The following is a 21457-nucleotide window of genomic DNA, read 5'->3' on the forward strand; positions in this document are numbered from 1 at the left end:
CTCCTCCCGGGCGAGCGTTTGCGCCCGATCCGGACTTAGCCGATTTGCGACAGGATTGGGAAGGTCTGCTGAAACCAGATCGCCATGTCGGAGACATAACCGAAGATGAAAGCGAGGCCGGTCAGAACGAGCAGCCCTCCCATGAGCTTCTCAACCAGACCGAGATGGCGACGGAAGCGGGTGAGAAAGCGCATGAAGGCTCCCGAAAAGCCTGCGGCAATCCAGAAGGGCACGGCAAGGCCGAGCGAATAGATGGCAAGAAGCAGCGCACCGTCACCGACTGTTTCCTTCGAGGCCGCGACGCCGAGGATGGCACCCAGCACCGGCCCGATACAGGGCGTCCAGCCAAAGGCGAAAGCGAGGCCCATGATGTAGGCGCCCGAGAGCGTTGCGGGCTTGCCGTTGCCGGCGAATCGATATTCCGACGACAGCAGGCCAAGGCGGAAGACACCGAGGAAGTTCAGGCCCATGAGGATGATGATGGCACCGCCGATCTTCGACAGAAGATCCATGTGCTGGCGCAGCAGGCCACCAATCGTCGAGGCACCAGCGCCGAGGGCGACGAAGACGGTCGCGAATCCGAGCGTGAAGACGAGGGATGTGAGGAAGACCGCGCGGCGCGCGGCGGCATTTTCCGCTTCGGCGCCGCTTCGAAACTGATCGACGGAGATCCCGGCCATATAACAGAGATAGGGCGGAACCAGCGGCAGGACACAGGGAGACAGGAATGACAGAGCGCCAGCAAAAAGTGCGCTCAGAAAGGAAATTTCGGCAATCGACACCTGATGCTCCTGCGGTCCGGATCGGCGCTTAAGTAATCCCGCACCCATCGCCTTGCCAATCACCTTTGTGTAGGCTGTGACAATTCCGCTCAATTTTGCGGCTACAGGTGCATTTTTGCGGTTGACCCGGTGGGGTCACCTGCCTATGTTCCGCGCACTTCTGAAGGCGGCCCAAAACCGCACGGGAGAGCGTAGCTCAGCCGGTAGAGCAACTGACTTTTAATCAGTAGGTCCAGGGTTCGAATCCCTGCGCTCTCACCATAAAATCAATCACTTAGCTTGATTTAATTGGTGTCTAGTATCATCCAGCAAGCACATAGCAATCAATTGCGTCAGGTCATGCCTCCGAATCTGGCGATCATGTTGACGAACTGGTCTGCAATCTGGTCTTCGTAGAACTCGCATTTAGCCTGAAGTCGCCGATAGGTTTTCCAGTGCATCCCCTTAGGCTTCGGCGGAATGGGATCCTCAAAACACCCTCCGCCGCCCAAGCGAGTTCGGATCTTTTGAGATATCGTCAGGGCTCGGTCGCTCGCATCGCCGTTTTGTGATGAATAAGCTAGGTTGGAGCACTTGCGGCAGCGGAAGCGGGCACCTCCGTAGAGGACAGCGCAGCGGTTGCCACAACTGAGGCACTGCATATAGGCCCGCGTGCCCCCAAATGGCTGATCGACGTAAACCAACGGTATGAATTCTTGGACAGGCGTCCAATCGGCTCCGGGTGACCTTACACGGTAGTCGACTTCCAGAAACTCCCGATGACTCCTGTATCTGATAAAGCCGGATGGCTCACCACCTCTTGACCAAGAGAGGACTCCGGAAGTACCGGCCTGCAGGACCCCCCTCGCCCTCATATAACGCAGGTCAATCCGTAAACTTGATTCACATGTATCGCGAGACGACCATCGAAGTCTGTTACCAGAACCCAACCCTCCCATGCCGTGTCTACTTTTTCCCGAAATCCTGTGCAAACTTTAGCACACGTTGAGCAGCGAGTCAGTCACGAGCCTTAAACGTCTCGGCTGGATACACGGCTCGCAGCAGATCTTTGAAGTTGTCTTCAGGAAGATACTTCAGAATCCTGAACTCAATGAGGTACCTTTTCAAATCGTTTGCTGCTGGCGTGAGCGCGTTAGCAGATATCAGCGCAACCTCGGGACTCGATAGGTTACTTCGAACAAGGTTCCCGTATCGAGCCTTGTCTTGTTCGGAGAGATCGCCGTTTTCGGAAATTCTGCGCAGGATAGTGTAAAGGGTCCTAAAGTAGGGGCCCAGCGACAACTCGGCCTTGATATGCACATGCTTCTCATAGGCGGGGCCAATACGTGCTGCGATTTGGTCGCTTGTTTGCTGAGGCGCTAGGATTGACGACAGTCTAAACTTCAAATCAGTACACGCATAATCAAACGCCTGTTGCCCGACCCGCTCTTCGTGATCATCATCAACGAATATGACCTTCTCCCTCAACTCTCGGCAGAGTTCAAAAAGCTGAAAGAAGGTTACCTCAAACTGCTGAAGTCGCGCATTCAGCTCCGACCGTTCCAATCGATTGGATTGTTCTTCGATTTCTCGCTGCTGTCTCTTCAACTCCTTTGACTGCATGCGGATGGTTGTTAGAACGGCAACGAAAGCCGCAGCTGAAAAAAGCGCGTTCAGGCCGCCAAACGAATCTCCCCAGAGTGCTAGGTTTTGCAATGATAACTGTGAGAATCCAAGCTGACTGAGTGAAGCCCAGGCGGCCCATAACAAAACGGCACCGATTGCTATAGGCACAATGATCTTCATTTTCTCCTCACTCTCCCCCAAGCGGACTGTTCACCCCGAATACAGCGCCGCCTGCATGCGCTTGTAAGCATCCTTGATCACTGCAAGATCCCCCAGCTTCGCGCGCCCCTCACGGCATCATTCGGGAAGGCGGAGAAGGCATTGTAGGCCTGATCTGCTAGGATGTTGCGATCGGCGAGAAAGAGGATGCGCGGACGGCGCAGCGGTTCGCGTGACAGGTTCCACTTGGACTGAAAAAGCTTCCAAGCGATCTGAAAGGCGATCGAGGTCTTGCCGGTGCCCGTGGCGAGCGTCAGCAAGATGCGCCGGTCACCCTCGGCAATGGCATCCAGCGCCGCCGTAATCGCGCGGTGCTGGTAATAGCGCAGCTCCCATTTGCCGCCATCCGTCTCAAAATCAATTTCGCCGAAGCGGTCGCGCCATGTGTTGGGGCGCGAGAAGGTCAGATCCCAAAGCTGGTCCGGCGTCGGGAATGGCAAGGCAAGGTCGCCTTCCTTTCCCGTCATCATGTCTACCTGATACCAATTCAGTCCGTTCGAAGCGTAAGCGAAACGCGCGGCGAGCCTTTCGGCGTAATCTTTCGCCTGTCCTACCCCGTTGCGGTGGCTCACAGAGGCTTTCTTCGCCTCCAGCACGGCAAGCTTATGGCCCTTGTAGATGAGCACATAGTCGCAAGAGAGAGACTTGCCGCGCTTACCTCCCGACATAATGCGACCGGGGCAGATGACTTCCCGCCGCACCTTCGAACCATCCAACAAGCCCCAACCCGCTGCCGAGAGAATCGGGTCAATGCGGTTGGCGCGGGTGTCAGCCTCAGTTTCGTCGTGTGGGATCATGCAGTGCCGGGTTCGCTATGAGCTTCGGTTGCATAGGCTATCAGTTCTTCCTTCAGTTGATAGATGGTGCGAACGATCCTGCAGACTTTTTTGGCTTCCTCGGGAGTATCGGCATAGCCATTCGCATGAGCGATCTGATCCCTGAGCTTTCGGATCTCGTCAAGCGACTCTTTTGCCTGCAGTTTTGCACCAGACAGGATGCCGGCTTTTCGGATCAGGTCAGACTTGTCACTGAACTGGGTGAAGCTGAGTTCACTTATGAACCCGTCCAGCTTTTTCGCCTTTTGGATTTCATCCTGTAGTTTCTGTTGGCGCCCTTCCGACAGACACTCTAGCCACAGCCGCGCCTCGGGCCATTTTCGTTGAATTGCCATGGCCATGGCCATTTCCAGGCTGGTGATGAGGGAGAACAACGCCGCGCGCACCGGCAGTTGCTGAATGTCCGAAAGGCTGATCAGCCCCGCAACCCCGCTGCCGGAAACCACGAGCTTGGTGGCGAACTGGTCTGCGTCCCTAACAAAATCGAAGATGCCAGCATTGGCGCCGATAACGATCTCCTCCGACAACCGGATAGCCGTCTTGAACAAGTCCCCAAGTGGCTTAAGCTCCCAGCCCGCTTTCACAACAGCACCCGGATGTTCTCCAGAAGGTCCGCCGTCTCCGCATCGCGCGCCAGCATATCGGAAATAATGTCTTCCGGGCTGCGCGAGGCTTCCTTTTCCGGTTCATTGGGGTTTTTCACCGAAAGGTCGAAGGTCACCTCGTTCAAATCGCCCCGCTTTACCGTCCAGCTTTTCGGACTGTCGGCAAAGCTCTTTTGCAGCTCTAAAAATTCCTTCAGATCTTCGTCGCTGAGTGGATTGGTCTTGCCCATGCTCCGGCCGGGATCGAGCTGATAGAACCAAATTTTTTGGGTCGCCTCCCCCTTCTCGAAGAACAGAACGACGGTTTTGACGCCGGCCCCTTGGAACGTGCCTTGCGGGCAATCTAGAACTGTATGCAGATTGCAGGCCTCTAGCAGTTCCTTCCGAAGACCCACGCTCGCATTGTCGGTGTTCGATAGAAACGTGTTCTTGATGACAACGGCGCCGCGCCCTCCGGCCTTCAGCTTGCGGATGAAGTGCTGAAGGAAGAGATAGGCCGTCTCGCCCGTGCGGATCGGAAAATTCTGCTGGACCTCGCGCCGCTCACCGCCGCCAAATGGCGGATTGGCGAGGATTATGTCGTGCCGGTCCTTCTCCTGGATGTCCATCACGTTTTCATTGAGCGTGTTGGAGTGGATCAGGTTGGGCGCCTCGATCCCGTGCAGGATCATGTTCATGATGCCGATGATATAGGCGAGACCCTTCTTTTCCTGCCCGTAGAAGGTCTTTGTCTGAAGCGTCTCGTAGTCCGTCCCGGACAGTTCGTTGCACCGCAGATAGTCATCCGTCAACTCCGGCGTGATGTTCGTAATCTGGGACGCGGACAGCTCACCTTCATCTGGATTGCGAGCGGCCCCAACCATCGGAAATGTCTTGAGGCCATAGCCTTCTTGCTCGATCAAACGGATATGCGAAGCCGCTGCCGCTCCTCATAGGTCAAACGCAGCATGTGGGCGAGTGCGTCCGCAGCCAATGGGGCATAGTTCACTTTGGTGCGCTCGTAGGCGACCTCTTCGAGTTGAACTTGGGATGCCCAAGGATACCACCTTAGACCCCAATTCAAGGCATGTTCGATGAAGTCATCTCGGTACTCGACGAAAAGCAGATTGCAGATGCATTCGAGATAGATGAAGGCATCGTCCGTCTCTGGCACCGCATCTCCGTGTCGATCTTTGATAAGCGTTTCAATCTCACGCATGCGTCCGAGAAAGTGACGCCAAGGCCCCTTGCGGGTTTTGCTCACGAGCGCTTTGTAGCCGATTAGGCAATTGTCTAATTTCAACTCGATCACCCGCCGTCTGGCGACCACGCATCCCGCTAACTCCGTCACTTGAGCATTGAACTGAACTGCCTGCTTACCTTCGGACACACTTCTTGGTATGATGCCCATGCCGTCATCCTTTCGATTCTCTGGGAGGATTCAATGGCTTGCGTCGGCGGCAATCGGTCTGTTTGGCGACCGTCCGATTGCTTGCCGGCGTTTCGCTCAGGCTGAACCTTTGCAGCCATATTCCGATGTTGATTGGAAGCTTTGCGCCTCAATCCAGGCTTCGAGATCCGAAGGCCTGTAGGCCACCCGCCGTCCAAGCTTGATGAACCGGGGCGATACTCCCGACAGCCGCATCTTGGCGAGTGTCGAGGGGGAGATATTCAGAATGCTTGCGGCCTGTTCGGCGCTGATCAGATGATCCATAGAGATTCCTTTTTCGAGGTCTTGCCTGGGAGAGCTTTAACGGCCTGATTCTATAGGAACTCAGAGGAAAAATCATCTCACTCCGTCATGCGAACACGCTTTTCCCCAAGCAGAAACACACTTCTTGGAGAAAATCGACATAAACAATTCTTTATGTTGCTTCACACCTAAGAATTGACGACGCGAAGCTTTGGCAAAATATCGATCCTGCTCCCGATCAGACTTGCCGCATGCTTCATCGGATCATCTGCAAGATGCGCGTACCGTGCCGTTGTCTGGGGCTGGGAGTGTCCAAGCAGCTTCCCAATCATCGGAAGGGACATGCCGCTTGCAACCGCGATCGACGCGAACGAGTGACGCAAATCGTGGATGCGCAAATCCGGGAAGCCGGCCCGCTTTCGAATGGCGCTCCAAGGTTTCTGTAGGTTGACGAGCGACGAACCCTTCTTTTGACCGCAAATGATATACGGATTGCCTTCCAGGCGCGGGATCGAATCCAACACCTGCAAGGCGGTTGCACTGAGATAGATCGTCTTGGCACCCGTCTTTGAATCCGGCAGGCGGATGCACCCAGCGCCATAATCGAGCCAATCCCACTGCGCCGACAAGATCTCATTCAACCGGGCACCCGTCAGGATCAACAGTCGCACGGCAGCGATGACATGGGGGCTCGCAGAACCTTCCGCCTCTACCTCGCTTAGAACCTCACCAAGCTGCGCGATTTCAGCTGGTGAGAGGAAGCGCTCCCGCTTGCGCTCCCTGTAGAGTTCGACATGCAGCGCCGGATTGGTCAGATCCGCTCTAAGCCCGTTCCTTTCGCACCAATTGAAAAACTTGCGAAGGACAGCCAGCAGACGGTTCGCCTGATATGGCGTGGCTGAGAGGCTGTTGTGCAATTGAGCGACGTTCGCCCGCGATACCTCCGTGATTGGCATGCGACGAAGGCGGGCCGGGACAAGCTTGGTAATGAGGCGCTTGTATTCGGCGGAGGAGCGGCCCTTTAGCTTCGACTCCGCATGCTCCTTCAAAAACTGATCCAGCAGATCGCCAGTGAGGGCTTCCTCCCGCTTAGCGACGCGCTCCGCCATGGGACCCTCACCCCGCGCCACCTTTCGCAGTGCTGCCTGCGCCAGCGAACGAGCTTGATCAGGTGTGATCGGGCCGAATGCTCCTAGCGTCATGCGCCGGGACTGGCGACCAACCCGATACTGTAGAATGAACACCTTCTTGCCGGCCGGCGTCACTTTCAACCCGTAGCCAGTGAGTTCGTCATCCCAGACGAAAGCATCTTTAGCGGATGGTGCCGCCGTTTCGACGAGGCGCTTGGTGATTTTGGGCATTGCCTACCTGCTTACTAGCTCAATCCAGTAAGCACATAGTAAGCGAACGTGGCGGAATCCGCAAGAATCTCGGTGACTCTCACGGGCTAGATATCCTTGTTTTCCAGTGCTTCTGCCGAATATCTGGAACGCGTCAGCAATCTCTGTGACAGCAGGACAATCAAACTTTTAATCAGTAGGTCCAGGGTTCGAATCCCTGCGCTCTCACCACCTCTTGAAATCGATCTCCATTGCCGGCAACCTTAGGTAACGTGCTCTTGTGGTCCTGAACCATTGCACTCACGTGACTGGCGGCCTAACAGGATCGCATGCGCCCTCACCTCCCCCACGATCGCTGGATCAAACTCGCCGCCTGGCTGCTGCTCGGTTTCTGCATTGCCGCAACGGTGGTGCCGATCGGGCTTAGGCCGCATGCCATGCTGCCACCCAATGCCGACCGTGCGCTCGCCTTTGCCGCCGTCGGCGCACTCTTCGCCCTCGCCTATCCCAGGTACTGGCTTCTCATCGCGATCCTTCTCGTGGGCGGCGCTTTTGCAATCGAATCGATGCAGTATCTCGCACCCAGCCGGCATCCGAGCCTGAGCGATGCCATGGTGAAATCGGCCGGCGCATTGTTCGGGATCGCTGTGATGCGAGCCTTGCTGTTCGCTTGGGCACGAGGCAGAGGGGCCAGATAAGGAGCGTTGCGCCTCATTCCCGGTCTGATGGCTTGGCTCGCACGATTCTTACCAAGCTTTCACTAGGGTTTTTTGCCGAAGCCGCTATCTAGCAGATTACGACCAGATCCAATGCGTTGACGCCGATCAAACACTTCGGGCGGCGGGTGCGCCATGGTCGCTTGAATGCGATGACAGGAAAAACACCGTGAGCGATGCTGAGAAGACCGGGCGTGAGCCTGACAACGCGGATCTGAAGACGCTGCTGGCTGGCGCGTCGAAGAAACGGCCGCGCTGGGGCCTCCGGTTCACGGCACTCGTCGTCATTGCGGTTGCAGGCTATGGTGCCTATGCCTTCACAACCGGTGGAACCTCCTATTCCTACACGACGGCGGAACTGAAGCCGGGCAATCTCACTGTGCTGGTCACAGCGACCGGTTCTGTTGAACCAACCGTTCAGGTCGATGTCTCGAGCGAACAATCCGGCACGGTGCGCGACGTCCTTGTCGACTTCAACAGCGAGGTGAAGAAGGGCGATGTGCTGGCGCGGCTCGATACCGACAAGCTGTCTGCCGATCTCAAGGCGAAAGAGGCGGCGCTCGCCTCGTCGCAGGCCGCCGTTTCCAAGGCTCGAGCGGATGAGAAATCCGCAAAGGCCAAGCTCGACCGTCTGACGTCGCTGGTCAGCAGCCGTGTCTCGACGCAGCAGGACCTCGATACGGCCGAATTCACCTACCAGGCGGCACAGGCCGGCCGACAAAGCGCTGAAGCCGACGTGATTTCGTCCGAAGCGGCCCTTGAACAGTCCAAGCTCTCGCTTTCGAAGGCCACCATCGTTTCGCCGATCGACGGCATCGTGCTGTCTCGCAATGTCGACAGCGGTGCGACGGTGGCGGCCTCGCTTGAGGCACCGACGCTGTTCACCCTTGCAGGCGATCTGCGCCAGATGGAACTGCAGGTCTCGATCGACGAGGCAGATGTCGGACAGGTCGCCGTCGGCCAGACTGCGAGCTTTACCGTCGATGCCTTTCCCGACAAACGGTTCCCCGCGACGATCACATCGGTTCGTTATGCAGCCGAAACCGTCAACGACGTGGTGACCTACAAGGGTATCCTGTCGGTGCGCAACGACGACCTTTTGCTGCGTCAGGGCATGACGGCGACGGCGGATATTGTCGTGCAGTCGATCAAGGACGGTCTGCTCGTTCCGAATGCCGCGCTGCGTTACTCGCCTCCGGCGATTTCTTCCAATGAAAGCAGTTCGGGCGGTGGGCGCGGCGTCTTCAGCCTCTTCCGGCCGCCCAGAATGGCACCCGCCAGCGCTCCCGAACCAAAGGGCAGCGAACGGACGATCTGGATCCTGCGGAACGGGCAGCCGGTTGCCGTCAACATCGAGATTGGCGCCAGTGACGGTCAGAACACCGTCGTCACCAAGGGTGAGGTCAAGGCGGGTGACAGGGTGATCACCGATTCCACCATCAAGAAGAGCTGAGGGGGATTCCGTGGCATCTCCCCCGCTGATCGAATTCCGCCAGATCTCCCGCCTCTACGGCATGGGCGAAGCGACAATCCGTGCGCTCGACGCGGTCGACCTAGTGATCGACAAACATGAGTTCGTCGCAATCATGGGACCATCAGGTTCTGGCAAATCCACGGCGATGAACATTCTCGGATGTCTCGACGTGCCGACATCGGGGCAATACCTGTTCGAGGGTATCGACACGACGGGTTTCGGTCGGGAGCAATACACGCTGCTGCGTCGTCACATGCTCGGCTTCGTGTTCCAGGGTTTCAATCTTTTGGCCCGGACATCAGCTGTGGAGAATGTCGAACTGCCCCTCATCTATCGCGGCATGGAGGCAGGCGAGCGGCGGGCACGGGCGCGGCTTGCCCTTGCTCAGGTCGGCCTTGCGGGTCGTGAACATCATACCACCCAGGAACTCTCCGGCGGCCAGCAGCAGCGCGTCGCGATCGCGCGCGCCATCGTCACCAATCCGGCGGTGCTGCTTGCGGACGAACCGACGGGCAATCTCGACACCAAGACCAGCCGGGAAATCATGGAGCTGATCACGGCCCTCAACCGCGACCACGGGATCACGGTGATCATGGTCACGCACGAAGACGACATTGCGGCCTATGCCAAACGGACCCTGCGCTTCGTCGATGGCCATATCCAGGCGGACAGTGCCGTCAAAGAGATGGCCGCCCATGTTCGGTGAGACGCTCAAACTCGCGCTGCGCGCCATCAGGCGGAACCTGCTCCGCTCCTTCCTGACCGTGCTCGGCGTTGTGATCGGCGTGGCAGCCGTCATCGCCATGGTCACGATCGGCAATGGCACGACGGCTCAGGTCACCTCCGAAATCTCCAAGCTGGGCACGAATCTTCTCTTCGTGCGTCCCGGGCAGTTCGGCCCCGGGCGGTCATCGTCAGATGCGAAGAAGTTCACCATCCGGGATGTGGACGCCATTCGCGACCAGATCGGCGGCTTACGCGCCGTGGCACCCATCAACCAGTCGAGCCAGACCGTGATCTTTGGCGGCCAGAGCCGACAAACCTCGATCATCGGCTCCGGCGGCGATTACCTGATTGCGCAGGACTGGACGCTTGCTGGCGGGCGCAGCTTTCTTGCCTCCGAGGAGCGCGGCGGACAGGCGGTGTGTCTGATCGGCGAAACCGTGCGTTCGCGGCTCTTCGGCTCCACGCCTGCGGTCGATCAAACGATCCGTGTCGGCAATGTCGCCTGCTCCGTGATCGGTGTCCTGTCCAAGAAGGGACAGAGCGGCATGGGCAGCGACCAGGACGACGTGGTGATGATGCCGCTCAAGGTGTTTCAACGGCGGATCGGCGGATCGACAGATGTCTCCAGCATCATACTGTCGGCCGAAAACGGCGTTTCCACCGCAAAGGTCCAGGCGGATGTCGAGCGGCTGCTGCGGGAGCGTCGCAAGATCATTTCGGGGCGCGACGACGACTTCACGGTCAATGACATGACGCAGATGGCGGCGACATTGACCGGCACGACGACGCTGATGACCGGGTTGCTGGGAGCCGTCGCCGCCGTCTCGTTGCTTGTCGGCGGCATCGGGATCATGAACATCATGCTCGTGTCCGTGACCGAGCGAACACGGGAGATCGGCATCCGTCTTGCGATTGGCGCTGTGGAACGACAGGTGCTGATGCAGTTTCTCGTGGAAGCAGTGACTCTCTCCATATTCGGTGGCGTCGTGGGTATCGCCCTTGGCCTCGCCATCGCCTATGGCACGGTCACGCTGCTCGGCGTGCCTTTCGTTGCGAGCCCCTCGGTCATCTTGCTTGCCTTCGCCTTTTCAGCCGCTATCGGCATGATCTTCGGATATTTTCCGGCGCGCAGGGCAGCCCAGTTGAACCCGATCGATGCGCTGCGGCACGAATAGGACCTGCCTTGCAGCGCTCAAACGCAAAACGCCCGGTCGAAAACGGGCGTTTCATCGGAATACAGCGGTGTGACCTCAGCCGACGAAAGCGCGCTCGATCACGAATTCGGCCGGCTTGTTGTTGGCGCCTTCGGTGAGGCCTGCCTTTTCCAGGAGTTCCTTGGTGTCCTTCAGCATCGCGGTCGAGCCGCAGATCATGCCGCGATCAATGGCCGGATCGAGCGGCGGCACGCCGAGATCGGTGAACAGCTTGCCGTTTTCGATCAGATCGGTGATGCGTCCCTTGAAGGGGAAGTCTTCGCGGGTCACCGTTGCGTAGTGCTTGAGCTTGTCGCCGACGACTTCGGCCAGGAATTCGTGGTTCTTGATTTCCTCGACCAGATCGAAGCCGTATTTCAGCTCGGCCACGTCGCGGCAGGTATGGGTGAGGATGACCTCCTCGAACTTCTCATAAGTCTCGGGGTCGCGGATCAGGCTGGCGAAAGGTGCGATGCCGGTGCCGGTCGAGAACATGTAGAGGCGCTTGCCCGGAGTGAGCGCATCAAGCACCAGCGTGCCGGTCGGCTTCTTGCGCATCAGAACCTTGTCACCCGGCTGGATGCGCTGCAGGTGCTGGGTGAGCGGGCCATCCGGAACCTTGATCGAGAAGAATTCGAGTTCCTCGTCCCAGGAAGGACTGGCGATCGAATAGGCGCGGTAAATCGGCTTGCCCTCGACCATCAGACCGATCATCGCAAACTCGCCCGAGCGGAAGCGAAAGCCGGCAGGACGGGTCATGCGGAAGCGGAACAGGCGGTCGGTATAATGCGTGACGCTCAGAACCGTTTCGGCATAAACGCCTTCCGGCACGATCAGTTCGGCGTTGTCGGTCTTTACAGGAGCATTCATAGGCTGTCGGTCCTATCCTTCAGTCGATTGGGATGAGCCTATAATCCAGACCGCCCCATTCCACAATTCAGCCGGCATGCGCATTTCGCAGCCGAGATATCCGTTAAAGCGAAGGCGGCATCCTTGACCGAGGTCAAATTGCCGCCGTCACATAGCGATTTTTATAGGTCTCAGGCGCCTGACGTGCCCAGACGACGCCAGCTGAAACCGCCGACAACCTCGGAATCCCGAGCAGTCGGCTGATAGTGCTGGGCAACGCCCGTGAGACAGTTTTCGGCGAGCCTGCGCTGGGCAACCGGATTGGTAACGGCAAAGCTGTCGAAGCCGGTGCGCAGCATCAGCGGCACCTGGTCGATCAGGACATCGCCGACGGCGCGGAGCTCGCCCGCATAACCGAGACGATCGCGGAGCAGCGTCGCGTGGCTGAAGCCACGGCCGTCACTGAAGGCCGGGAAGGCCACGGCGACCAGCGCAATGCGGTCGAGATGCGGCTCAAGCTTCTTCACGTCGTCAGCCGGTGCGATCAGCACGCCGAGGCCGACATCGTTGGTCTCCGCCACGGCCGCGAGGAAGGCGTCCAGCGGCAGGACGGCCTTCTCGCCCTCGCCTGCCTTGCGCTCTTCCGTTTCGGTTACCCAGGTGTCACCATCGACGAAACCGGTTTCTTTCCAGATCTTGGTCATCACTTTTCCCGTCTCACGCGGCTTCGGCAGAGGCGTTGCCATACAGCGCGTCCTTGAACGGCTTCGGACCGACGCGGCGATAGGCTTCGAGGAAGGTCTCCTTCGGATCGAGGCGCAGGCCGAGATAGGTGTCGACGATCGTCTCTACGGCGTCGGTGACCTTTTCCGGCTCGAAGCCGCGACCGATGATCTCGCCGATCGAGGAGTTCTCGTCACCCGAACCACCCAGCGTGATCTGGTAGAGTTCGGCACCCTTCTTCTCGACACCGAGCAGGCCGATATGGCCGACATGGTGGTGGCCGCAGGCATTGATGCAGCCGGAGATCTTGATCTTGAGTTCGCCGATCTCCTGCTGGCGCTCCAGCGAACCGAAGCGCTCGGAAATCGCCTGAGCGACCGGAATGGAGCGCGCATTGGCGAGCGCGCAGTAGTCCAGCCCCGGACAGGCGATCATGTCGGTGATCAGGTTGGAATTGGCGGTCGCGAGGCCTGCCTTTTCCAGCGCCTGATAGAGCGGATAGAGATCGCCCTTGGCCACATGCGGCAGGATCAGGTTCTGTTCGTGGCTGACGCGGATTTCGTCGAAGGCGTAACGCTCGGCGAGGTCAGCAACGAGGTCCATCTGCGCATCAGAGGCGTCGCCCGGCGTGCCGCCGATGGGCTTCAGCGAGATGGTCACCATGGCGTGGTCGGGGTGGCGGTGTTCCTGGACGTTGTGGCGGACCCAGGCGCCAAAGGCCGGATCTGCCTTCTGGGCGCGGGCGAGTGCTTCCCAGCCGTCCGGGCGGGCAGTCAGCGCCGGCGGGGCGAAATAGGTTTCGATCGCGCGGATATCGCCTTCCGGCAGCTTCAACTCGCTGTCGCGGATCTCGGCGAATTCGGCCTCGATCTGGCGCGTCAGTTCGTCGACGCCGGTTTCGTGCACGAGGATCTTGATACGCGCCTTGTACTTGTTGTCGCGACGGCCATGCAGATTGTACACGCGTACGATCGCGGTGATGTAGGTCAGGAGATCGGCTTCGGGCAGGAAGTCATTGATCTTCTTGGCGATCAGCGGGGTCCGGCCCTGACCACCGCCGACATAGACGGCAAAGCCGAGTTCGCCCGCTTCGTTCTTCTTCAGCTGCAGGCCGATGTCATGCACCTGGATGGCGGCACGATCCTTTTCTGCCCCGGTGACGGCGATCTTGAACTTGCGCGGCAGGAAGGAGAACTCCGGATGCAGCGAGGACCACTGGCGCAGGATCTCGGCATAGGGGCGCGGATCGGCGACTTCATCGGCGGCAGCGCCAGCGAAATGGTCGGCGGTGACGTTGCGGATGCAGTTGCCGGAGGTCTGGATCGCATGCATTTCGACGCTTGCGAGATCCTTCAGGATGTCGGGCGTGTCGGATAGCTTCGGCCAGTTGTACTGGATGTTCTGGCGGGTGGTGAAGTGACCATAGCCACGGTCATACTTACGGGCGATATGGGCCAGCATGCGCATCTGCTTGGAATTCAGCGTGCCATAGGGGATGGCGACGCGCAGCATATAGGCATGCAGCTGGAGATAGACCCCGTTCGTCAGGCGCAGCGGCTTGAAGGCGTCTTCCGCGAGCTCACCCGAAAGGCGGCGGGCCACCTGGTCGCGAAACTGTTCTACGCGCGCCGACACAAAAGCGTGGTCGAATTCGTCATAACGATACATGTCTTACCTCAGGCCTCAGGCGGCGATGAATGCCGGGTCGGCATAACCGTGCCCTTCTGCATATGCAATGGTCGGGCCTTCGGCCCGGATACGCTCGCGCAGGCGCAACGGACGCAACTTGCCATCCTTTTCCTCGATCTCGATGACGTTGACGTCAACGACCAGGTTGCTGGCGAAGGCCTGCTTGCCGGCGGTTTCCAGGGCTTCGACGGCTTCCGCATGGCGGGCAACGAAGGCTTCCTGCAGGCGTTCGGTCCAATGGCCGCTGGCATCGAGCCACACGGCGATGCCGTCGGTCAGCCGGTTTGCTGTCAAGACCTTGTCTACCATGTCAATTCCCCTGCGTTTCCAATTCCGCCGTCTGCCGTTGCCCGAGCGGTTCGGAGCGGCTGAAATCGGCGCCGGCGACCGCGTCGCCGATAATGACCATGACCGGGCCGGTCAGCTCGGTACGAGCCTCCAGGCCCGGCAATTCCTTGAGCGTGCCATGCAGCAGCCGGCTGTCGCGGCGGCCGGCATTTTCGACGACGGCAACCGTCGTATCCTCGGCAAGACCGCCTTCCATCAGGCGCTCGGCGACCGAGGCCGCAACGGTGCGGCCCATATAGACGGCGACCGTGGCGCCCGACAGCGCAAGCCGCGCCCAATCCGGAAGGACATTGCCCTGGAGATCGTGGCCCGTGGTGAAGACCAGGGAGGAAGACACGCCGCGCAGCGTCAGCGGCAATTCAAAATCTGCGGCCGCAGCCAGCGCCGAGGTCACGCCCGGAACGATCTCGTAGGCGATACCGGCATCGCGGAGCGCTGCCATCTCTTCGCCGGCACGACCGAAGACCAGAGGATCGCCCGACTTCAGACGCACGATGCGCTTGCCGGCATGACCGAGTTCGACGAGCAGCGCGTTGATTTCGCTCTGCGATTTCGAATGGCAGCCCTTGCGCTTGCCGACGGGAATGCGCCCGGCGTCGCGGCGTCCCATGTCGACCACTTCGCGCGGCACCAGCGCGTCATAGACGATGACGTCGCATTCCATCATCAAGCGATGGGCGCGCAGCGTCAAAAGGTCTTCGGCACCCGGACCGGCGCCGACGAGAAAAACGCGGCCCTCGACACGATCGGCAGCCACGCCCTTCAAGAGACGGGTCGCTTCGCGGCGGGCAAGGCTGGTCTCGTCAGCCTCGACGTGGTCGGCCACCTTGCCCTTGAAGAAATCGCGCCAGAACAGGCGACGCGGCGCACCGCGGGGCACGAGGCGATCGACGGCGCGGCGATAGGAGTTGGCGAGGCGCCCCAGCTTGCCGAGCGAGCGCGGCAGGAGGCGGTCGATATCGGCGCGGATCATCTGGGCGAGAACCGGGCCGACACCTTCGGTGCCGATGGCAACGGCAATCGGGGCACGGTTGACGAGGGCGGGCGTGTAGAAATCGCACCAGTCCGGCTGGTCCACGGCATTGGCCGGAATGCGGGCGGCACGGGCGGCAGTTACAATGGCACGGTCGATGACGCCCTCACCTGTCGCGGCAAAGACCAGCCGCGCTCCCTCGACCTGCGAAGGATCGAAAGGCTCGGCGATCTGCTCGATCTTGTTTGCGGCGAGGAATGCGGCGTAATCGGCTTCCGGGGCATCGGCATAGGCGACAATGCGCGCTTCGGTGTTCTTCAGCAGGCGCGCCTTCGCATAGGCCTCGTCACCGTTTCCAAAAACGGCGGCGACCTCGTTCTCGACCTTGAAGAAGGCCGGAAAGACTGAAAGCTGTTTGTCCTGCTGCGTCATGAATCATCCGATGCTTGAGACCGACACTATCGCTTTTTCGACTGTCCAATTGAAGAAACATAAATCCGCTTGCCGAAGGGCCGGCGTATTTCTTTCCTAGCCATTTCGCCGTTGCGAGCAAAAGTCACCGGAGAATAATTCTCCATAAATTCTGTGAAGTTCCTGCAAGCCGACCCGCAAAAAGTTGAAGACAGGCAATCATTTTGCTTTCGAGGCTTGCCCGGCTGGGGCTAGGATCGCGCCGCACAACAGCGGAGCGCCCCGATCGTGACCAGCCCACAACTCACCCGTCGCCTGCTCGACGTGATCGAACACGACATCCTGCCGCTGACCGCCAAAGGGGTCGCTGCGGGGAACAAGGTCTTCGGCGCGGCCATCCTGCGCAAGTCGGATCTTTCATTGGTGCTTGCTGAAACCAACAACGAGTTGGAGAACCCGCTTTGGCATGGCGAGGTGCATACGCTGAAGCGCTTTTATGAAGGCGGTGATCGCCCCAATACCAAGGATCTGATCTTTCTCTCGACCCACGAACCCTGCACCATGTGCATGTCGGCGATCACCTGGGCGGGCTTCGACAATTTCTACTACTTCTTCAGCCACGAGGACAGCCGCGATGCCTTCGCCATTCCACACGACCTGAAGATCCTCAAGGAGGTCTTCGGGCTGGAGCCGGGTGGCTATCGTCGGCAGAACGCCTTCTGGCTCAGCCACGCGATGATCGAGATGGTGGCATCGGCTGATGACAGCGAGCGGCCGGCGCTGTTTGAGCAGGTGAGCCGCATCAAGGCGCAATACGACCGCCTTTCAGACAGCTACCAGTCGTCCAAGGGCGACAACGACATTCCGCTCAACTGAGCGATCAGACAGGACCATCATGGAAGCCTCCACCGATATCAACCGCCTGCTCGACATCATGGCGGCGCTGCGGCAGCCTGAGACGGGCTGCCCCTGGGACATTGTCCAGACCTTCGAGACGATCAAGCCCTATACGATCGAGGAGGCCTATGAGGTGGCCGATGCGATCGAACGACAGGATCCGGACGATCTCTGCGAAGAACTGGGCGACCTGCTCCTGCAGGTGGTTTTTCATGCCCGGATTGCGGAGGAAGCGGGACAGTTCAGTTTCGGCGATGTGGTCGAGGCAATCACGCGAAAGATGATCCGGCGGCATCCGCATGTGTTTGCCCGCTCCGATGCCGATACGCCTGAGGCGGTGAAGGCGCAGTGGGACACGATCAAGCAGCAGGAGAAGGCGGAGCGAGCGGCACGGCGCGCGGCGCGCGGCATAAACTCCGATCCGAAGGCTGGCCATCTCGGCTCCGTGCAACGCTCGTTTCCAGCGCTGACCGAGGCGCTCAAGCTGCAAGAGCAAGCGGCGAAGGTCGGCTTCGACTGGTCTGAAGCGGCCCCGATCCTCGACAAGATCGAGGAAGAGATCGGCGAATTGCGCGAGGCGCTGGCCGAAAACAAACCGGAGAAGGTCAAGGACGAACTCGGCGACCTGATCTTTGCGCTGGTCAATATCGGGCGGCACGTGGGGGCTGAACCGGAGCAGGCCCTGCGCGGAACGAATACAAAGTTCCGGAATCGATTCAGATACATCGAGACGGAACTTCAAGCGAATTATGAGAATTTGCTGGATGCTGACCTGGAGCGGATGGAAGAGCTCTGGCAGGCCGCAAAGACCCTTGAGCGGCAGATCGGCTGAACCCGCATGCGTTTAGACGAGCTCGATGTGGCCATTGCAGGTGCGGGTGTGGGAGGCCTCGCGCTCGGCACCCTGCTTGCCCGGTTTGGCGCCCGCGTCACGCTCTACGACCAGATGGAGGCACCGCGACCCATTGGCTCCGGCTTCGTGCTGCAGCCGACCGGAGCTCAGGTTCTGGCCTCCATGGGGCTGCTCGATCCGGTGGCCGCGCGCGGGAGACGGATCGACCGTATGGTCGGACGGCTGAAGGACGGTGGCAAACCCGTGCTCGACGTGGGCTACCGGTCCGGCGAATTCGGTACAGCCGTTCAGCGGGTGGCGCTATTCGACGTCCTCTTTGAGGCGGCGCGCGCCGCAGGTGTCACCTTCGAGCCGTCGCGGCGTATTGCCGGTATCGAGGACGGGGCACGCCCCTGCCTCGTCGATGCATTCGGCAGGCGCTCGGCCCCCGCCGACTTTGTCATCGATGCGATGGGCGCCAATTCGCCGATCGGCAACCGCCCGGACAGTGAACTAAGCTATGGTGCATTGTGGGCGACCGTTCCCTTCCCAAGCAGCGGTGCATTCCGGGAAAACCTGCTCGAACAACGTTATGCCCGCGCCTCGCGCATGGCTGGCGTGCTGCCGGTCGGGACGGCCCACGAGGGTGCGCCCGCCATGGCAACCTTCTTCTGGAGCCTGCGGACGGCAGACTATGCAGCGTGGCAGACGGCCGGGCGCGATGCGTGGCTCGAGGCCGTGGGCAGGCTCTGGCCGGATGCGGTGCCACTCGCGGCCGTCGCCGACCCCGTCCATGCCCGCTATCGGCATCTGACACGCCAGCCAGTGATTGGCCGCAATACGCTGAAGATAGGCGATGCCTGGCATGCGACCAGCCCGCAACTCGGTCAAGGGGCGAACATGGCCTTGCTCGATGCAGCGTCACTCGCCTCCGCATTCATTCACGCAGAGGATGCCGGCGCGGCCATCAGTCGTCATCTGCAGCAGAGGCAGATGCATGTGCGCAGTTATCAGTTGCTGAGCCAGGTTCTGACGCCGTTTTACCAGTCCGATAGCCGTCTGCTGCCGGTGCTGCGTGATCATCTGATTGCGCCTGTCACGACGCTGCCGGGGATCAGGTCGGTCATCTCGACGCTGGTGACCGGCGACCTTCTCGATCCGGTCGGTCGATTGCGGCTTCCCGAGACTTTCGGACCAGGGGCCGTGGCGCCGTCGCAGCCTTGATCGTCCATTCGCAGCAATCGTCGCCCCTGGCCTGACAACGGGGGTGCACAACCGCCACATGGGTCGCGGTTAAGGTGGCAAACAGCCCTTGGAAGACAGCGCCATGCCAGGGGCAGCCGGGCGTGGCCAGAGGATTTGCCTTGATCGACAGTGTCACCACGGGCTTGCGCCAGCCCCTCACCCTGCCCTCGAAATGACCGCTGCCGACGAAGGTCCAGGCGTGGCGGGCGATGGCCGACACCAGCAGACGCGACGCCAGAGCCGATGGCAACTTCGGCAGCAGCTTTCGTGCGCGCGGCGGGATGCGGTTTTCGACAACGTAGTTTGCAGTGCGCAGACCGGCGTCCGTTAGAACATGATCGGCCTCCTGCGCCGGCAGCGCCTGGCGTAGGGCTGTAAACAGAGCCTTGGGCTCGCGCTCATCGATCATCGCATGCGGCGGGTTGCCGAGATAGCGGGCCAGGCCGGCGGCTTCGTAGATCAGGCGGGCGACGCCGGATCCGTAGCGTGACGCGAGCGCCTGTCCCGTCTGGATTACGGCATTGGGGCCGATCCGGGCCGGACATGGACCCTTTGCCGCATCCGCTTCGTCCGCATGCTTAAAGAAGCTGGCGACGCCCCGGTCAGACGTGGACATCGTGGCTCTCCGGCCCTCCGCCGCAGGCCATGACGGGGGTGCGTGCCTCTTCCGCCTCACCGGCCTTGCGTGCACGCAGCTGGCTCGCGCGGTCAGAGGCCGCCTGCCAGTCGGCCATTTGGGCTGGTGCGATCTTGCGGCTCATGTCGAAGCCGAAATCGACCTTTTCCTTCGATTGCGGCCCCCAGTAATTGTGCTTGCCGAGGTCGTAGAACTTGCGCTCGAAGCCAGCCTTCATGAAGGCCTTGAGGCAGCCGAGCAGGTAGCGGCGGCGAAAACCCTTGCCGCGCCAGGGATAATGGAAGAGGGCCTTGATCATGTAGAAGCGGCGATAGTTGTTCATCACACGGTCGAGCAATTCGGCCCGGTCCATGGCGTCCGGTTTCATGATCGGCGTGACGAAGTTGTATTTCGAGAAGTCGAAGATCTCGACCTTGTCACCCAATTCCTGAAAGAGCGGCGAGAAGGGCCAGGGGGTATACATGGCCCAGTTGGCGAGATCCGGGTTCCAGTCGCGCGCCATGCGATAGGTCTCTTCCAGCGTCTCCGCCGTCTCGTTTTCGAGGCCAACGATGAACTGTGCCTCGGTGAAAATGTCGGCCTCACGTAGCAGCCGGATCGCCTTCTTGTTCTCAGCGACCTTGGTCTCCTTGTTGAAACGGTCGAGCTTCAGCTGCGCAGCGGCTTCCGTGCCGAGTGAGACATGGACGAGGCCGGCCTTGCGATAGAGCGCCAGATATTCCTCGTCGCGGATGATGTCGGTGACGCGGGTGTTGATGCCCCATTTCACCCTGTCGGGCAGGCCACGAGCGATCAGCTCCTCGCAGAAGGCGATGAACTTCTTGCGGTTGATGGTGGGCTCCTCGTCGGCGAGGATGAAGAAGCCGACCTGATGGTCGTTGACCAGCTTCTCGATCTCGTCGACCACCTTTTTCGGATCGCGGATGCGGTAATCGCGCCAGAACTTCCATTGCGAGCAGAAGGAGCAGGTGAAGGGGCAGCCACGTGCCATGTTGGGGATCGCGACGCGCACGCCGAGCGGCACATAGATGTACTTCTCCCATTCGAGCAGCGTCCAGTCCGGCTCGACGGCGTCGAAGTTCTTGACGGTGGGGGCCGCTGGCGTCGCGATGATCTTGCCGTCGTCGGTGGTATAGGCGAGGCCCTTGATACCTGCCCTCGCCTCTTTCCAGTCGCCGGCGGCAAAGGCGCGGGCGAGGTCTACGATGATCTCCTCGCCTTCGCCGCGCACGATGACGTCGATATAGGGCGCTTCGGTCAAGACCTGCTGATACATGAAGGTGGCATGGATGCCGCCCAGGACCCGGAGCGCCTGGGGGCAGACCTCTCTGGCGATCTCCAGGCAGCGCTCGGCCATGTAGATCGACGGCGTGATGGCCGTGCAGCCGATCAAATCCGGCTGCAGACGGCGCAGTTCGTCGCGCAACCGGTCCTCGGTCATGTCGTTGGTCATGGCATCGAGGAAATGGATGTCGGCAAAGCCGGCGGACTTCAGCGCGCCGCCGAGGTAGGCGACCCAGGCGGGTGGCCAGTTGCCGGCGATTTCGGCGCCGCCGGAATGATAGTTCGGATGAATGAAGACGACGCGCATGACCACCTCCCAAATGTGTCAACTAAAGTTGACACGCAGTGATGGGACGTCGTTTGACGTGGATCAAATGGATCCAGGAAGTTTTTTAACACTT

General features: G+C 60.0%; 22 protein-coding genes and 1 tRNA gene. 8 read left to right on the plus strand and 15 right to left on the minus strand.

The features are described 5' to 3' along the window. Nucleotides 1-35: 35 nt before the first annotated feature. Nucleotides 36-782, minus strand: coding sequence for a cytochrome c biogenesis CcdA family protein (locus tag DFO46_RS07655; RefSeq protein ID WP_120276892.1), 747 nt, complete (start codon nucleotides 780-782; stop codon nucleotides 36-38). Between the two features lie 185 nt (nucleotides 783-967). On the opposite strand from DFO46_RS07655, the gene DFO46_RS07660 reads away from it, so the two are divergent. Beyond that, nucleotides 968-1043, plus strand: a tRNA-Lys gene (locus DFO46_RS07660). Nucleotides 1044-1778: 735 nt separating this feature from the next. On the opposite strand, the gene DFO46_RS07665 is transcribed toward DFO46_RS07660, so the two are convergent. The 7 genes from DFO46_RS07665 to DFO46_RS07695 form a co-directional block, all read right to left on the minus strand. Further along, nucleotides 1779-2567 (minus strand): putative phage abortive infection protein, encoded by a 789-nt coding sequence (locus DFO46_RS07665; RefSeq protein WP_120276893.1) that lies wholly within the window; start codon nucleotides 2565-2567, stop codon nucleotides 1779-1781. A gap of 77 nt (nucleotides 2568-2644) precedes the next feature. After that, complete coding sequence (locus DFO46_RS07670; RefSeq protein ID WP_245422531.1) at nucleotides 2645-3202, minus strand: DEAD/DEAH box helicase family protein; 558 nt, start codon at nucleotides 3200-3202, stop codon at nucleotides 2645-2647. Between the two features lie 197 nt (nucleotides 3203-3399). Next, nucleotides 3400-3990 carry a hypothetical protein gene (locus DFO46_RS07675; RefSeq protein WP_147412748.1) on the minus strand — a complete coding sequence of 197 codons (591 nt, stop codon included), beginning with the start codon at nucleotides 3988-3990 and terminating at the stop codon, nucleotides 3400-3402. A gap of 32 nt (nucleotides 3991-4022) precedes the next feature. After that, nucleotides 4023-4910 carry an N-6 DNA methylase gene (locus DFO46_RS07680; protein WP_120278178.1) on the minus strand — a complete coding sequence of 296 codons (888 nt, stop codon included), beginning with the start codon at nucleotides 4908-4910 and terminating at the stop codon, nucleotides 4023-4025. Nucleotides 4911-4945: 35 nt separating this feature from the next. Further along, nucleotides 4946-5437 carry a hypothetical protein gene (locus DFO46_RS07685; protein WP_120276896.1) on the minus strand — a complete coding sequence of 164 codons (492 nt, stop codon included), beginning with the start codon at nucleotides 5435-5437 and terminating at the stop codon, nucleotides 4946-4948. Between the two features lie 96 nt (nucleotides 5438-5533). Further along, nucleotides 5534-5740: a helix-turn-helix domain-containing protein gene (locus tag DFO46_RS07690; protein ID WP_120276897.1), complete on the minus strand. Its 207-nt coding sequence runs from the start codon at nucleotides 5738-5740 to the stop codon at nucleotides 5534-5536. 167 nt (nucleotides 5741-5907) lie between these two features. Next, nucleotides 5908-7080, minus strand: coding sequence for a site-specific integrase (locus DFO46_RS07695; RefSeq protein WP_120276898.1), 1173 nt, complete (start codon nucleotides 7078-7080; stop codon nucleotides 5908-5910). Nucleotides 7081-7388: 308 nt separating this feature from the next. Here DFO46_RS07695 and DFO46_RS07700 point away from each other — a divergent pair, with 308 nt between their 5' ends. The 4 genes from DFO46_RS07700 (at nucleotide 7389) to DFO46_RS07715 (ending at nucleotide 11150) form a co-directional block, all read left to right on the plus strand. After that, a complete protein-coding gene (locus DFO46_RS07700) occupies nucleotides 7389-7757 on the plus strand; it encodes a VanZ family protein (protein WP_120276899.1) in 369 nt (122 codons plus the stop codon). Nucleotides 7758-7944: 187 nt separating this feature from the next. Next, the gene (locus DFO46_RS07705; RefSeq protein ID WP_120276900.1) at nucleotides 7945-9228 is read left to right on the plus strand and encodes an efflux RND transporter periplasmic adaptor subunit; all 1284 of its coding nucleotides are present in this window, start codon (nucleotides 7945-7947) and stop codon (nucleotides 9226-9228) included. A 10-nt stretch (nucleotides 9229-9238) separates the two neighbouring features. Then, nucleotides 9239-9955 carry an ABC transporter ATP-binding protein gene (locus DFO46_RS07710; RefSeq protein WP_120276901.1) on the plus strand — a complete coding sequence of 239 codons (717 nt, stop codon included), beginning with the start codon at nucleotides 9239-9241 and terminating at the stop codon, nucleotides 9953-9955. Next, on the plus strand, nucleotides 9945-11150 hold the full coding sequence (locus tag DFO46_RS07715) for an ABC transporter permease (RefSeq protein WP_120276902.1): 1206 nt from the start codon (nucleotides 9945-9947) through the stop codon (nucleotides 11148-11150). Before DFO46_RS07710 ends, DFO46_RS07715 begins: the two co-directional genes overlap by 11 nt. A 75-nt stretch (nucleotides 11151-11225) precedes the next feature. On the opposite strand, the gene DFO46_RS07720 is transcribed toward DFO46_RS07715, so the two are convergent. The 5 genes from DFO46_RS07720 to cysG form a co-directional block, all read right to left on the minus strand. Then, complete coding sequence (locus DFO46_RS07720; RefSeq protein ID WP_120276903.1) at nucleotides 11226-12038, minus strand: ferredoxin--NADP reductase; 813 nt, start codon at nucleotides 12036-12038, stop codon at nucleotides 11226-11228. A 170-nt stretch (nucleotides 12039-12208) separates the two neighbouring features. Continuing rightward, nucleotides 12209-12721 (minus strand): DUF934 domain-containing protein, encoded by a 513-nt coding sequence (locus DFO46_RS07725; RefSeq protein ID WP_120276904.1) that lies wholly within the window; start codon nucleotides 12719-12721, stop codon nucleotides 12209-12211. A gap of 13 nt (nucleotides 12722-12734) precedes the next feature. Next, nucleotides 12735-14408, minus strand: coding sequence for a nitrite/sulfite reductase (locus DFO46_RS07730; RefSeq protein WP_120276905.1), 1674 nt, complete (start codon nucleotides 14406-14408; stop codon nucleotides 12735-12737). 15 nt (nucleotides 14409-14423) lie between these two features. Continuing rightward, a complete protein-coding gene (locus DFO46_RS07735; RefSeq protein WP_110790419.1) occupies nucleotides 14424-14738 on the minus strand; it encodes a DUF2849 domain-containing protein in 315 nt (104 codons plus the stop codon). Nucleotide 14739: 1 nt separating this feature from the next. Continuing rightward, nucleotides 14740-16182 carry a siroheme synthase CysG gene (cysG, locus tag DFO46_RS07740; RefSeq protein WP_120276906.1) on the minus strand — a complete coding sequence of 481 codons (1443 nt, stop codon included), beginning with the start codon at nucleotides 16180-16182 and terminating at the stop codon, nucleotides 14740-14742. Nucleotides 16183-16449: 267 nt separating this feature from the next. On the opposite strand from cysG, the gene DFO46_RS07745 reads away from it, so the two are divergent. Genes DFO46_RS07745 through DFO46_RS07755 form a run of 3 tightly spaced genes read left to right on the plus strand, consistent with a single transcriptional unit; the run spans nucleotide 16450 to nucleotide 19114 of the window. Beyond that, nucleotides 16450-17037: a nucleoside deaminase gene (locus DFO46_RS07745; RefSeq protein ID WP_120276907.1), complete on the plus strand. Its 588-nt coding sequence runs from the start codon at nucleotides 16450-16452 to the stop codon at nucleotides 17035-17037. A 19-nt stretch (nucleotides 17038-17056) separates the two neighbouring features. Beyond that, nucleotides 17057-17890, plus strand: coding sequence for a nucleoside triphosphate pyrophosphohydrolase (gene mazG, locus DFO46_RS07750; protein WP_120276908.1), 834 nt, complete (start codon nucleotides 17057-17059; stop codon nucleotides 17888-17890). Nucleotides 17891-17896: 6 nt separating this feature from the next. Then, on the plus strand, nucleotides 17897-19114 hold the full coding sequence (locus tag DFO46_RS07755; protein WP_120276909.1) for an NAD(P)/FAD-dependent oxidoreductase: 1218 nt from the start codon (nucleotides 17897-17899) through the stop codon (nucleotides 19112-19114). Here the strand turns inward: DFO46_RS07755 and bchJ are convergent. Both bchJ and bchE read right to left on the minus strand, forming a co-directional pair. Further along, nucleotides 19014-19751: a bacteriochlorophyll 4-vinyl reductase gene (bchJ, locus tag DFO46_RS07760; RefSeq protein ID WP_120276910.1), complete on the minus strand. Its 738-nt coding sequence runs from the start codon at nucleotides 19749-19751 to the stop codon at nucleotides 19014-19016. The two genes, DFO46_RS07755 and bchJ, sit on opposite strands and share 101 nt — an antisense overlap. After that, a complete protein-coding gene (gene bchE, locus DFO46_RS07765; RefSeq protein ID WP_120276911.1) occupies nucleotides 19738-21363 on the minus strand; it encodes a magnesium-protoporphyrin IX monomethyl ester anaerobic oxidative cyclase in 1626 nt (541 codons plus the stop codon). Before bchE ends, bchJ begins: the two co-directional genes overlap by 14 nt. Nucleotides 21364-21457: the final 94 nt, after the last annotated feature.

The organism is Rhizobium sp. AG855 (assembly GCF_003610655.1).
Lineage (GTDB): Bacteria > Pseudomonadota > Alphaproteobacteria > Rhizobiales > Rhizobiaceae > Allorhizobium > Allorhizobium wuzhouense.